11 protein-coding genes are annotated in these 12,378 nt (G+C 54.5%); 5 read left to right on the top strand and 6 right to left on the bottom strand.

What is annotated here, in order from left to right:
• The 3 genes from ACMZ66_RS21890 to ACMZ66_RS21880 form a co-directional block, all read right to left on the bottom strand.
• Positions 1–1,109: branched-chain amino acid ABC transporter permease (locus ACMZ66_RS21890; RefSeq protein ID WP_416940630.1), on the bottom strand; the 1,109-nt coding region annotated here is incomplete at its 3' end.
• A 1-nt stretch (position 1,110) separates the two neighbouring features.
• On the bottom strand, positions 1,111–2,127 hold the full coding sequence (locus tag ACMZ66_RS21885) for a branched-chain amino acid ABC transporter permease (protein ID WP_416940628.1): 1,017 nt from the start codon (positions 2,125–2,127) through the stop codon (positions 1,111–1,113).
• A gap of 120 nt (positions 2,128–2,247) precedes the next feature.
• Positions 2,248–3,609 (bottom strand): ABC transporter substrate-binding protein, encoded by a 1,362-nt coding sequence (locus tag ACMZ66_RS21880; protein ID WP_416940626.1) that lies wholly within the window; start codon positions 3,607–3,609, stop codon positions 2,248–2,250.
• A gap of 201 nt (positions 3,610–3,810) precedes the next feature.
• On the opposite strand from ACMZ66_RS21880, the gene ACMZ66_RS21875 reads away from it, so the two are divergent.
• The 5 genes from ACMZ66_RS21875 (at position 3,811) to ACMZ66_RS21855 (ending at position 8,931) form a co-directional block, all read left to right on the top strand.
• Positions 3,811–4,539, top strand: a complete 729-nt coding sequence (locus ACMZ66_RS21875) for a helix-turn-helix domain-containing protein (protein ID WP_416940624.1) — start codon at positions 3,811–3,813, stop codon at positions 4,537–4,539.
• Entirely contained in the window at positions 4,500–5,384 is an 885-nt protein-coding gene (locus ACMZ66_RS21870) for a helix-turn-helix domain-containing protein (protein ID WP_416940622.1), read from the top strand. The genes ACMZ66_RS21875 and ACMZ66_RS21870 overlap by 40 nt, the downstream gene beginning before the upstream one ends.
• Positions 5,385–5,515: 131 nt before the next feature.
• The gene (locus ACMZ66_RS21865; protein WP_416940620.1) at positions 5,516–5,899 is read left to right on the top strand and encodes a response regulator transcription factor; all 384 of its coding nucleotides are present in this window, start codon (positions 5,516–5,518) and stop codon (positions 5,897–5,899) included.
• An 83-nt stretch (positions 5,900–5,982) separates the two neighbouring features.
• The gene (locus tag ACMZ66_RS21860; RefSeq protein ID WP_416940618.1) at positions 5,983–6,165 is read left to right on the top strand and encodes a hypothetical protein; all 183 of its coding nucleotides are present in this window, start codon (positions 5,983–5,985) and stop codon (positions 6,163–6,165) included.
• Complete coding sequence (locus ACMZ66_RS21855) at positions 6,166–8,931, top strand: ATP-binding protein (protein ID WP_416940616.1); 2,766 nt, start codon at positions 6,166–6,168, stop codon at positions 8,929–8,931. It begins immediately after the preceding gene.
• On the opposite strand, the gene ACMZ66_RS21850 is transcribed toward ACMZ66_RS21855, so the two are convergent.
• The 3 genes from ACMZ66_RS21850 to ACMZ66_RS21840 all read right to left on the bottom strand — a co-directional run bounded on the left by ACMZ66_RS21850 (position 8,932) and on the right by ACMZ66_RS21840 (position 12,160).
• Positions 8,932–10,113, bottom strand: a complete 1,182-nt coding sequence (locus tag ACMZ66_RS21850; protein WP_416940614.1) for a CmpA/NrtA family ABC transporter substrate-binding protein — start codon at positions 10,111–10,113, stop codon at positions 8,932–8,934.
• Positions 10,106–10,708, bottom strand: a complete 603-nt coding sequence (locus ACMZ66_RS21845) for an ANTAR domain-containing response regulator (protein ID WP_416940612.1) — start codon at positions 10,706–10,708, stop codon at positions 10,106–10,108. The genes ACMZ66_RS21850 and ACMZ66_RS21845 overlap by 8 nt, the downstream gene beginning before the upstream one ends.
• Before the next feature lie 144 nt (positions 10,709–10,852).
• Entirely contained in the window at positions 10,853–12,160 is a 1,308-nt protein-coding gene (locus tag ACMZ66_RS21840; RefSeq protein WP_416940610.1) for a NarK family nitrate/nitrite MFS transporter, read from the bottom strand.
• Positions 12,161–12,378 lie beyond the last annotated feature (218 nt).

The following is a 12,378-nucleotide window of genomic DNA, read 5'->3' as shown; positions in this document are numbered from 1 at the left end:
CGACGTTCGGAAATCATGCGCCACAGGCGGTTGATGCCTTCCATGATGCCACCTGGCAGGAAGATCACGATCAGCATGAAGACAAGGCCAAGGGTCAGGTGCCAGCCTTCGCCAACAAACAGACCAACAACCGTTGCCACCGCATGCGCCATCCAATCTGGCAGGAACGAAAACGCGTTCAGAAGAACCGTGTCGTTAAAGGCCGAGAAGATGTTTTCGAAATACTTGATGATACCTGCACCCAGCAGCGGCCCGACAAGTGTGCCCACACCACCAAGAATGGTGATCAGAACAACCTCGCCCGATGCGGTCCACTGCATGCGTTCTGCACCTGCAAGCGGATCAGTAACCGCCAGAAGTGATCCGGCAAGACCGGCATACATGCCCGAAATCACAAAGGCGGTCATAAGGTACGGGCGAGTGTTATAGCCGGTATAACCCATGCGGTTCTGGTTCGACTTGATCGCACGCAGCTTCAAGCCAAATGGCGAGCGGAAGATGCGCAGATAGATGAAGAACGAGATGAGCATCAGGGCCGCACAGATATAGAAGCCCGAATAACCGATGCCTTCGATGCCAAACAGGTTCGGCGTCGGAAGCGATCCGTCATTCACAATGCCAGCCGCACGGTCAAGAACACGCGGATCAGCCTGTTCAAGCTGAAGACCGGTTTCACCATTGGTGATCGGGGTCAGCACCGAGTAGGCCAGGTTATAAGACATCTGTGCAAAGGCAAGTGTCAGGATCGAGAAGTAAATCCCCGAACGACGCAGTGACACAAAGCCGATGGCAAGCGCAAACAGCCCCGAAAGGACGGTCCCGAAAATCATTGCCGGGATGACATTCATCGACAGCAACTTAAACGACCAGACCGCGGTGTAGGACCCCACACCCAGGAAGGCCGCATGGCCAAAGGACAGATATCCGGTCAGACCAAACAGAATATTATAGCCGATGGCAAAGATGCCAAAGATCATGAATTTCTGCATCAGGTCGGGATAGGCCGCACCAAAGGGCTGCAACCAGATCGGCATGGTCAGGACCACGACCGACAGGATAGCCATAAAGATGAGGTCCTGTTTTGGGGAGACGATTTTTGTATTTGTCATTTTAGCTCTCCATCACGCCCCGACGACCCATCAGACCACGCGGGCGGGTCAGCAGAATGACGACGGCAACAAGGTAGATGATGATCTGGTCAATGCCCGGGAAGATGTCTTTCACCTCGGTCATGGACGAGAAGGATTGCAGAATGCCCAGCAGGAACCCTGCGGCCACAGCACCAGGCAAAGAGCCCATCCCCCCGACAACCACCACAACAAATGACAGAACAAGGAAGTCCATCCCCAGATGATAATCCGGAGGCAGAACCGGCGTGTACATCACCCCGGCGAGACCCGCGACCACGGCCGCGATCCCGAACACGATGGTAAATCGCCGTTCGATATTGATGCCAAGCAGCTCAACCGTTTCACGGTCTGCCATGCCTGCGCGCACCACCATGCCGTAGGTCGTGAAATGCAGGAACGAGAAGACAAGACCGATCGTGATCAGCGAGAAGGCCAGATATATCAGACGCCACCACGGATAGACCACGGCTTCACCAAGCCCGAACAAGGCACCGATTGCGGCGGAACCAGAGACAATGTCGGGTGCGCCTTGCGGGATCGGGTTGGCGCCAAAGGCTGCCTTGACGATTTCCTGAAGAACAATCGCCAGACCAAAGGTCACAAGGATCTGTTCCGCATGCGGGCGCTTGTAGAAATACCGGATCAGACTTCGTTCCATAACGATGCCGATCAACAGCATCACCGGTATGGCCAATATGATTGATAAGGGAACTGACCAGTCAATGATTGCCGTACCGGTTTCGCCAAACCAGACTTCGAGATAAGGCGTTTCCTTGTAGGCATCAAAGAAGGTCACGGATTCATCCTTGACCCGCATCGACAGGGTCAGGAGTTTTTCCAGCGAAACTGCGCAAAAGGCGCCCATCATGAAGATGGCACCATGCGCAAAGTTCACCACGCCAAGCGTGCCGAACACCAAGGTCAGACCAAGCGCGATCAGCGCATAGGCGCCGCCCTTGTCCAGACCATTGAGAATTTGAAGAAATATAGCGTCCATAAGTTATCCGCCGCGTCGTCGTAAGGGTGACTTAGTCAAAAGTCGTATAGGCCGAGGCCAGAGGGCAAATGGGCCGGCCATTGGGAGATGGCCGGCCCAGCTTGCATCGATTTGGGTTGATCAGACCTGATATGGTCCGAGCTCCCCGCCGAACATATCGGCCGGGTATTCAACCTGTGCCCGCGGCACTTCCTTAACGACTTCGAGAAGGTCGAAGTTGGACTGCGGCTCCTGCTTACCACGCACAACCAGAACATCTTTGAAGCACTGGTGGTCTTCTGCGCGATAAAGGGTCGGACCGTTGCCCGCGCCATCGAACTCGAACCCTTCGAGCTGCTTGATGACTTCCCAAGGTGCGAAGGTACCAGCCATTTCACAGGCGTTTGCATAAAGCAGCGTCTGGACATAGCAGGTGTGTGCAGCCTGGGACGGCGGGAAGCCGTATTCCTGACCAAAGGATTTAACAAAGGCCTGCGAACCCGGATCCTGCAGCGACCAGTGCCAGTTGGTGGTACCAAGGATACCCTTGGCAGCTTCACCAGCACCCTGCGCCATCAGACGGGAATAAAGCGGAACGACGATTTCGAAGTTCTTGCCATTGACCTGCTTGTCACGCAGACCGAACTGAACAGCCTGGGTCAGGGAGTTGACCATGTCCTTGCCATAGTGGTTCAGGATCAGGACATCTGCACCAGAGTTCAGAACCGGGGTGATATACTGCGAGAAGTCACCTGCACCCACCGGGGTACGAACGGTGTTCACGGTTTCCCAACCGATATTCTCGGTCGCAGCTTTGATCAACTCTTCCTGGGTCCAGCCCCAGGTGTAGTCAGCGGTCAGGTGATAAGCGCGGCGTTCTTTGCCATACTCATCAAGGAGAACCGGTGCGATTGCCTGACCAGACATGTAAGCGTTGAAGAAGTGGCGGAAGCCATAACGCTTTTTGTCTTTACCCGTGGTGTCGTTCGAGTGGGTCAGACCCGACATGAAGATGACGCCCATCTCCTGGCACAGACCCTGCACGGCAATTGCCACACCAGAGGACGAACCACCGGTGACCATCGCGACATTGTCTTTTTCGATCATACGCTTGGCCGATGCACGTGCGGCGTCGGATTTGGTCTGCGTATCACCTGTGACGAATTCGACTTTCTTGCCGAGGATACCATTGCCCTTCAGCTGAAGCGGCTTGATGGTGTTGAGCATGCCGCCGTCACCTTCACCATTGAGGTGCTTGACCGCAAGCTGATAGGCACGCAATTCGTCAGCGCCTTCGTCGGCATACGGACCGGTCTGCGGTACGTTAAAGCCGAGTTTCACGCTGCTAGCACTGCCCGGGTCGCCACGGAAGGTCTGGGCATGGGCATTCTTGATGAAATGCATCGGGAATGTGCCGCCAATCAGGGCCGCACCGGTAGTAGCCGCGGACCCCTTCAGGATCGTACGACGAGATACATTTCCGATAAGTTTAGTCTCCGACATGGTTTTCCTCCCCAATGTCTTGGGATCTGATTTCAGAGAATTCTGAGGTCTGTTTTCTGGTTGGTTTTCTTCACGACCTGTCAAAACAATGGGGACCATATGAAAATGAATCAACACCTAGTTGATATAGAACAATTTTTTTGTAAATATACGGATAGTCGTTCTGAAAATTTGTAAATTCTGTCAAGAATGAGGCCGCCCATGGCACGTCAGGCACCCATTGGTCATCGCATTCGCGGTCGCCGCAAAGACATCGGCATGACGCAAAACGCGCTGGCCAAGACAGCCGGGATTTCGCCGTCTTATCTGAACCTTATCGAACATAATCGCCGATCAATTGGCGGCGGACTTCTTGTTCGCATTGCAGAAGCACTCGACATTCACCCCCATACTTTATCGGGGTCCGAGGAAAGCCGATTGCTGTCAGATTTGAACGAAGCCGCATCTGATCCGGTATTTCGCACCACCCCGATTGAAAGCCGGGAATTTCCGGCAACGATTGCCGCGGCACCGGGCATGATCAGTGCGTTCCTATCGCTTTATCGCGCCTATAGAAGCGGACTTGATGAAATCAACGCGCTGTCTGAACGCCTAAGCCACGATCCGTTCCTGACCGAAGCCAGTCACTCGATCCTGACCCGGATCACCTCGATCCGCACCGTTGCCGAGATTTTTGATGATTATGATGACCTGTCCACCGAGCAGCGCGCGCGATTTAACGCGACCTTGGTGCGCGAGTTCAACGACTGGCAGAATCCGCGACAGAGATTTTCAACTTCCTTGAACGCGGCGATGCCGGGCGCCCGGCCGCAAGTCCGGCCGAAGAAGTCGATGACCTGCTTTATGACAATGCCAACTATTTCCCGACCCTTGAAGATCAGGCAACCGACATGCGCCCGCGCATTGATCCGGATGGTGGCCTGTTTCTGACCGATCTGATCAATTACCTCGAAGCCAAGCATGGCATTCGCGTTGAACGCTTGCCCTCCGAGGACACCCCCACCAGCGGCTATAAATGGGATGCATCTGAAAAGACGCTTAATATCTCGCGCGCTTTACCTATCACCTCGGCCCGCTTTCAGGCGGCCCGGATGATCTGCCGACTTGAGGCCGTTGATGCAATAAATGAAGTTCTGGATCGCGCACAGATCACAAGCGACAGCGGACGCGCACGCGCGACCGAGGCATTGATATCCTATTGCGCTGCCGCCCTTCTGTTTCCCTATGACAGCTTTTTGGAAGATGCCCGGACACTGCGCCATGATATCGAGCTTCTTCAGCAACGCTATTCAGCCAGTTGGGAACAGGTTTGCCACCGCCTGACAACACTTCGCCGTCCGCAGGCCGAAGGCATTCCGTTCCATTTGCTGCGCACCGATATTGCCGGGAATATCTCAAAACGGTTTTCGGCATCGGGGCTTCAATTGCCACGTTATAGTGGTGCCTGCCCGCGCTGGGTGGTGCATGAAGCCTATATGGCACCCGACCGGGTGATCCCGCAATTTGTCCGCCTGCCCGATAACAGTGAATATCTTTTTGTCGCACGCGCGCTTCGGTCCGGGGTCGGAGGATATGGCATTCCAAGGTCGGTTTATTCGGTCATGATCGGGTGCGACACGGCCTTTGCCAATGACGTTGTTTATGCCGACCGATTGTCGCTTGATCGACCTGAGTCAGCTGTTCCGGTCGGGATTGGTTGCCGCCAATGTCCGCGCGAAGATTGCGGTCAGCGCGCCTATGAAATGTCGGATACCACGACACAAGCAGCGCAATAATCGGCACAAACCTTTGATTTTTCGTACTGTCTGATGGCATGAACCATACCACCCCAAAGTAGCATTATAATTCCGTGAATTAACGGCTAGGATTGAAAACATAAAAATCCGAAAAATTCGGGGGAAGTCCTTTGAACGAGAGACCTAAGGTCCTGATTGCCGAAGACGAGGAGACCATAGTCGAGTCACTTAGCTTTCTGATGGAAAAGGAAGGCTATGAGGTCAGCGTGGCCACCGATGGCCAAACCGCGATCTCCATGATCACACGTGATGTCCCGGACATGGTTCTGCTTGATGTGATGATGCCCGGCTGTGACGGGTTCGAAGTCGTGCGCGCCGTTCGCAATGACAGTAATACCAAACTGATCCCGATCATGATGCTGACGGCGAAAACCCGCGAAGTGGATCGACGCAAGGGGCTGGAACTTGGCGTTGATGATTTCGTGACCAAGCCGTTTTCGACCCGCGATGTGGTCTCACGGGTCAAGGCTCTGCTTGAGCGCGCAGCGAACTAAACCAGACTTGCACGTCCTTCACACATGGCAGGAGGCCGCCCATCACACCGCCACGCAGACTGACAGAACGCGCACTGGTTTTGATGCTGGTTGCTCTTTTCCTTTGGATTCCGCCGCTTGTCGGGATGTTTTCCCTTGATGGCACAATCCTTGGATTGCCGATCCTGTTTGTCTATTTCTTTGCCGGATGGGGCATTTTGATCGCCTTGTGTGCGATCCTGACCCGTGCGCTCAGAAGTGCTGCACAGTCCGAGGGCCCGAAATAGATGCTGTCTTCGGAACTGGTCATCCTTGTTTCACTGGTCTATGTCGGCCTGCTTTATGCGATTGCATGGTGGGGCGACAAGCGCGCAAGCGATGGCCATTCCTGGGTGCGAAACCCAACGGTCTACACACTTTCCATTGCGGTATATTGCACGTCCTGGACATTTTATGGCGCAGTCGGAACAGCAGCCCGCAACGGGCTTGAATATCTGACCATCTATCTTGGACCGACCATCATCTTTTTGGGATGGTGGTTCTTGTTGCGCAAGATGCTGCGCATTTCCAAGGCGCACCGCATCACGTCGATTGCCGACTTTATCTCGTCTCGCTATGGCAAAAGCACGCAGCTTTCGGTCCTTGTCACCCTGATCGCAGTCATTGGTACCACGCCCTATATCGCGCTTCAGCTTAAGGCGATTGCAACGAGCTATACGGTGCTGACGGTCTGGGATCACGGCATGGTCGAGCCACTCCATGAAACCGTCAGTGTGTTTTCAGATAGCGGCTTTTGGGCAGCGCTTGGTCTGGCACTGTTTGGCATCCTGTTTGGCACGCGCTTTATCGATGCGGATGAACATCACGAAGGCATGGTTGCCGCGATTGCCTTTGAAAGTCTGGTGAAGCTTTTCGCCCTTTTGGCGGTCGGGTTCTTTGTCTGCTTTGTTATGTATGACGGGCTTGGCGATTTGTTCAGCCAATCGGCACAAAATCCCGACACGGCAAAGCTCTTGATGCTGCCCGAAAATGGCAATGCCCGTTGGCTGACGCTGATGATGTTATCAATGGCAGCTATCCTGTGTTTGCCACGCCAGTTTCAGGTGATCATTGTTGAAAACGTTGATGAGCGCCATCTGGCCACCGCAAGCTGGGCCTTTCCGCTGTATCTTCTGGCGATGAACCTTTTTGTTTTACCAATTGCTTTGGCGGGGCTTGGCGCACTTCCCGTGTGGTCGGACCCGGACTTCTTTGTGATTTCCGTGCCGTTGTTTGAAGACCAATCAATGTTGGCGCTTCTTGCCTATGTGGGCGGATTGTCTGCCAGCACCAGCATGGTGATTGTTGCCACCATCGCGCTTTCGACCATGGTTTGTAATGACCTGATCGTCCCGGCCCTTTTGCGCATTCGCCCACTTCGTTTGACCGAGCGTGATGATCTGACCGGGCTTTTGATCTTTATCAGGCGTGCTTCCATCGTTGTGGTCGTGTTTTTGGGATTTGCCTATTACCGGTCCGCCGGGGCCAGTGATGCGCTGGCCGAAATCGGCCTGATTTCCTTTGCCGCCATCGCGCAGTTCATACCGATCATGATTGGCGGACTTTACTGGAAAGGCGGGACCAAGGCAGGCGCGCAAGTGGCCCTTAGCATCGGTTTTGCCGTTTGGGGCTATACCCTTTTATTGCCATCGCTTGCCGATAGTGGCTGGATGGACCCGGCCCTTATTCAAAATGGGGCGTTTGGTCATCCGTGGCTTCGACCCGAAAGCCTTTTTGGCCTGACCGATTTTGCGCCCCTGACCCATGCACTGATCTGGTCAATTTCGCTGAATACCGCGACATATGTTTTGATCAGCCTGTTTACCGAACCAAGTGCGCTGGAACGCATTCAGGCAACCCTGTTTGTCGATGCCTTTTCGCGCAAGGGCGAAGAAACCGTGATCTGGCGATCCTCTGCCTCGGTCAATGACCTGTATGAATTGGTTGAACGGTTTTTGGGACGCGAACGCGCCTTTAACTCGTTCCGTCAATTTGGCTGGGGATCCGATCCCCTGATCCGTGGCAAGGGCGAAGCCGATGCTGACATGATCGCCTTTACCGAACGATTGCTTGCGGGTTCCATCGGGGCAGCATCCGCACGCGTGATGGTGTCATCGGTTGCCAAGGGCGAGATGGTCAGCCTGGACGAGGTTTTGGAAATCCTTGAGGAAACCTCGCACGTTATTGAATATTCCCAACGCCTTGAGCAGAAATCACATGAGCTGGAACAGGCTGCTGCTGAACTCCGCGCGGCCAATGACCGACTTAAGGAACTTGATAAGCTTAAGGATGAATTCCTGACCATGGTCAGCCATGAATTCAGAACACCTTTAACCTCGATCCGATCCTTTTCCGAGATTTTGGTCGATACCCCGAACCTTGATCATGACCGCGCACATCATTTCCTTGAGATCATTGTACGTGAAAGCGAACGTCTGACACGCCTGATTGACGACCATCTTGATCTGGCCCGGCTTGAGGCCGGTCATTCAGATTGGCGCGCGGTTGATGTTGATCCACGCACGGTTCTTGATGAAAGCATCGAGGCGGTCAAAGGACTGTTTGAAAGCAAGGGCGTGACACTGACCAGCGAGTATTCGCGCAAGTCAGCGCTTTTGCATGTCGATCGCGACCGCCTGACACAGGTTTTCATCAATCTGCTGTCCAATGCGGCGAAGTTTTCCGACCCGCAATTCCCAAGCGTCTCGGTCCGGGGTGAGGCCATGGATGGTGGTTATCTGGTATCGATTTCCGATAACGGCAAAGGGGTCGCACCGAGCGAGCTTGAAACCATTTTTGATAAGTTTTCACGCAGTGGCAAATATGCCGATGATCAGCCAAAGCCATCCGGATCGGGTCTTGGGCTTGCGATTGCGCGGCATGTGATTGAACATTGCCAAGGCAAGATTTGGGCAGAAAGCCCCGCCAATCAGGGTGCGACTTTCCGCGTCTTTATCCCCGGTCAAATGATGGAAGCCATTGATGCCGCCAAACCGGAAAGCTTTCGCAGCTAACTAGCTGACCTTTTCCGGATCAAAGATCGAATTATCCAGGAAGCTGTCCGGCCCAACAAAGGATCGATCAGATGCATCATTGGCACCTTCAACCCGCCAGTCATGCTTGGGCACGGCAACATCAAGCCCCTGAACCGCAGCGCGATACAAATCCGGACGATAGACCTGCCGCACGACATTGTTGAGATCGGCATCCGCTGGCACCTGCCCCCAGCGTTTCATCTGGGTTCCGACCCAGCTTCCCTGCGACAGCCACGGGAAGGTCGCGGTATAGCGATAAAAGACGTGACGATCGGGCACATCAAGCGGCGCTTCGCCCGGTCGCAGAACCGGCCGCCCGGACAGCGATGCCTTAAGCACCTCAAATGGTGCTCCGACATTGGCGTCTTCTGACAGCATCTGGGCAAGTTCTGCGCGATTGGCCGGCTCATCCGCCCATTCGGCGGCACGGACAAGCGCACGCACCAGCGCCGAAACCGTTTCCGGGTTGGAATTGACCCAGTCTTCGCGCACGCCCAGAACCTTTTCCGGGCTGCGCGGCCAAATATCATCCTTAAGCGCGACAATCACGCCATCACCATGGAAGACAGCTCGCTGGTTCCAGGGTTCCCCGACGCAATAGCCATCAACCCAGCCATTGCGCAGACTGTCAAACATGCGCGGCGGGGCAATCACACCGATATTCACATCCTTATCGGGGTCAATCCCGGCTGCAGCCAGCCAATAACGCAGCTCGTAATTATGGCTTGAGAACGGGAATACGGTCGCAAAGGACAGAACCGGACGCCCAGCTGCACGGTCTTCTTCGATCACCTTTTTAAGGGCGCGCGCCGAAAGCCCGCGCGGGCCATGCATGGCAGCGGGATCGGCTTCAAGCATGCGTTGATAAAGGCGGATGGAAACCGTGATCGCATTGCCCCCGCGCCCAAGCGCCATGGGAACGACAATGTGTTGTATCGGCACACCACCAAGCCCCAAGCGCGCGGCAATCGGAATACCGGCAAGCAAGTGGGCTGCTTCGTAAACGCCATAAGACAGTTTGTCGCGGATGGCGGCCCATGACATTTCACGGACCAGTTCCAGATCAATATTTTCCTGCTCGGCAAAGCCCATGGCGCGCGCCACAACTGGGATAGCGCAATCGACCAATGGAACAAACCCAAGACGAACCTTGTTAGCCATCGCTTAAAACTCCAACTGAAACGCCGTGATGACGCTTTGGGCGATTTCGTAAATCTTGCGATTCTGTTTCATGGCGTTTTTGCGCAGCAGCGCATAAGAAATCTTCTTCGGACAGGCCTTTTTCCTTCATCAGGATGCCTTTGGCCCGTTCAATCAGCTTGCGTTCATTAAGCTTTGCCTGCGCTTCGTCGCGTTCGCGTCTGAGCTGATCAAAAACGTTAAAGCGCGAGATCGCCATTTCGACGATCGGGCGAATGCGGTCCTCGCGCAGGCCATCCACGACATAGGCAGAGACACCAGCAGCCACCGCCTCGTGGATCATCGATGCGTCACTTTGATCGACAAACATTGCGATCGGGCGCGCAATGGCGCGCGACACCTGAAACATCTGCTCAAGCGTATCGCGGTCGGGGTTTTCCAGATCAATGATGATGATATCAGGGGCCAGCGCCTGAATGCGCTCGACCAGATTGTGGGATGTGCCGATGCGGGCAACCCGGGTATAGCCACTTTCAACCAGACCCCGTTCGACAATTGCCGCACGGTCCGGATTTTCGTCAATCACCAGAATATTGAATTCTTCCAGCTTTACCAACTAACCCTAACTCCCTGACAGCCCGTGATGGCCGCGCCTCTCTGACGTCTATTTTGTTATCTCCGCCCCGTTTGTCGGATCCGGATTATGGGTTTCGGGATGCGACATCGGCCGCATCCCGAAAATATCTTATCAAACCAAGTCTTATTCAGCCGGAACCGGCTGAGCCGATCCGGAAGTACCAAGGCGCTCTGCCTGCGCACTGTCATAGCGTGCTTTTTCTTCAGCCTGGGTTTCCGCCGAGAAACGAACAGCCAAGGCTGCGAACGAGCAGACGATCACAGCACAGCCGAGATACAGAAGGCCTTCCTGATAAGTAAGTGCTTCGGACTTAAACAGGAAGCCCGCAGCAACCGCACCAGCGTTACCGCCTGCACCAACGATGCCTGCGACCGAGCCAAGCGCCTTGCGGTTAACGAACGGAACAATACCGAAAGTCGCACCTTCTGACATCTGAACAAACAGCGAGAAAACGATCATTACGCAAACCGCAACAACCAGTGCTTCCATCTGCGAGAAGGCAATCAGTGCAACGCCTTCGATGAACAGCGCCATGAACAGGAACTTTACACGACCTGAAAGACCACCCTTGGCGGCAAATTTGTCAGAGAACACACCACCCAGCGTACGGGCAAAGATGTTCATCAAACCAAACAGACCGGCAATCATGCCAGCGGTTGCCAGGGACAGCTCAAACTTGTCGAAGAAATAGATCGCAGCAATGTTGTTGATCGTAAGTTCCACACCAAAGCAAGCTGCATAAACCAGGAACAGCGCCCAAACGCGGTAGTCGGAAACAGCAGCCATCATGCCCTTGGCGGCACCGGCAGTGTCGTCTTCGGGCTTAAGCGCGCCGCTTTTGCGCATTTCGGCATAGTTGCCATCCGGGCAATCGGTGGTGAAGACCCAGTAAAGAACAGCAACGACCAGCATGATCGCACCCGGGAACACCATCGCCAGGCGCCAGCCCATGGTTTCAGCAACACCAAAACCAAGAACCATCGCAAGGATTGCCGGCATGACCATCTGGGTCACACCACCACCAAGGTTACCCCAACCCGCCGTGGTGGCATTGGCCGTACCAACAACGTTCGGCGCAAACATCATGGAGGTATGATACTGCGTGATCACGAAAGATGCGCCGATCGAGCCAATGGCAAGACGCGCAAGCAAGAAGGTTTCATAGCTGTCGGCAAGACCGATCAGCATGACCGGCAAAGAGCCCAGAACCAGAAGACCGGTATAGGTCTTGCGCGGGCCGATTTTATCGCAAAGCGGTCCGATCAAAAGCCGGACAAGGACCGTGATTGCCACCGAGGCAATAATGGTGCTGCCGATTTCGCTTTTGCTCAAGCCAAGGTCATCGCGCACCAGCGGCATCAGCGGTGCAATCCCGAACCAGCCAAAGAAGCACAGGAAGAATGAAAGCCAGGTGAGGTGGAAAGTACGCATCTGAACAGTCTTGAGACTGAAGAGATTTATGCGTGTAGCCTTGTTCTTGATTTCCATAACATTGAAGCCCTTCGTTTAGGTCGCGCAGAGCTTGATTGCTGCTATGTACGACCGACGGTTTTTCCCCATGGGCCTCATGCTTCATCTGGAAGATTCCGCAGGCGACCCGTCATTCGTATCGGAAAGCTGCGCGCACTTCGCGCTGCGATCCCAAACTC

It is taken from the genome of Thalassospira sp. (genome assembly GCF_048059015.1).
Lineage (GTDB): Bacteria > Pseudomonadota > Alphaproteobacteria > Rhodospirillales > Thalassospiraceae > Thalassospira.
The sequence above is the reverse complement of the archived record's forward strand: the minus strand, read 5'-3'. Positions and strand labels throughout refer to the sequence as shown.

What these genes read in the sequence shown, in the direction of transcription:
- ACMZ66_RS21860 (WP_416940618.1), top strand. Translation starts at nt 5,983, where the DNA reads ATGCTGGTTGCTCTTTTCCTTTGGATTCCGCCGCTTGTCGGGATGTTT.
- ACMZ66_RS21870 (WP_416940622.1), top strand. Translation starts at nt 4,500, where the DNA reads ATGCGCCCGCGCATTGATCCGGATGGTGGCCTGTTTCTGACCGATCTG.
- ACMZ66_RS21880 (WP_416940626.1), bottom strand. Translation starts at nt 3,609, where the DNA reads ATGTCGGAGACTAAACTTATCGGAAATGTATCTCGTCGTACGATCCTG.
- ACMZ66_RS21885 (WP_416940628.1), bottom strand. Translation starts at nt 2,127, where the DNA reads ATGGACGCTATATTTCTTCAAATTCTCAATGGTCTGGACAAGGGCGGC.
- ACMZ66_RS21855 (WP_416940616.1), top strand. Translation starts at nt 6,166, where the DNA reads ATGCTGTCTTCGGAACTGGTCATCCTTGTTTCACTGGTCTATGTCGGC.
- ACMZ66_RS21850 (WP_416940614.1), bottom strand. Translation starts at nt 10,113, where the DNA reads ATGGCTAACAAGGTTCGTCTTGGGTTTGTTCCATTGGTCGATTGCGCT.
- ACMZ66_RS21840 (WP_416940610.1), bottom strand. Translation starts at nt 12,160, where the DNA reads ATGCGTACTTTCCACCTCACCTGGCTTTCATTCTTCCTGTGCTTCTTT.
- ACMZ66_RS21875 (WP_416940624.1), top strand. Translation starts at nt 3,811, where the DNA reads ATGGCACGTCAGGCACCCATTGGTCATCGCATTCGCGGTCGCCGCAAA.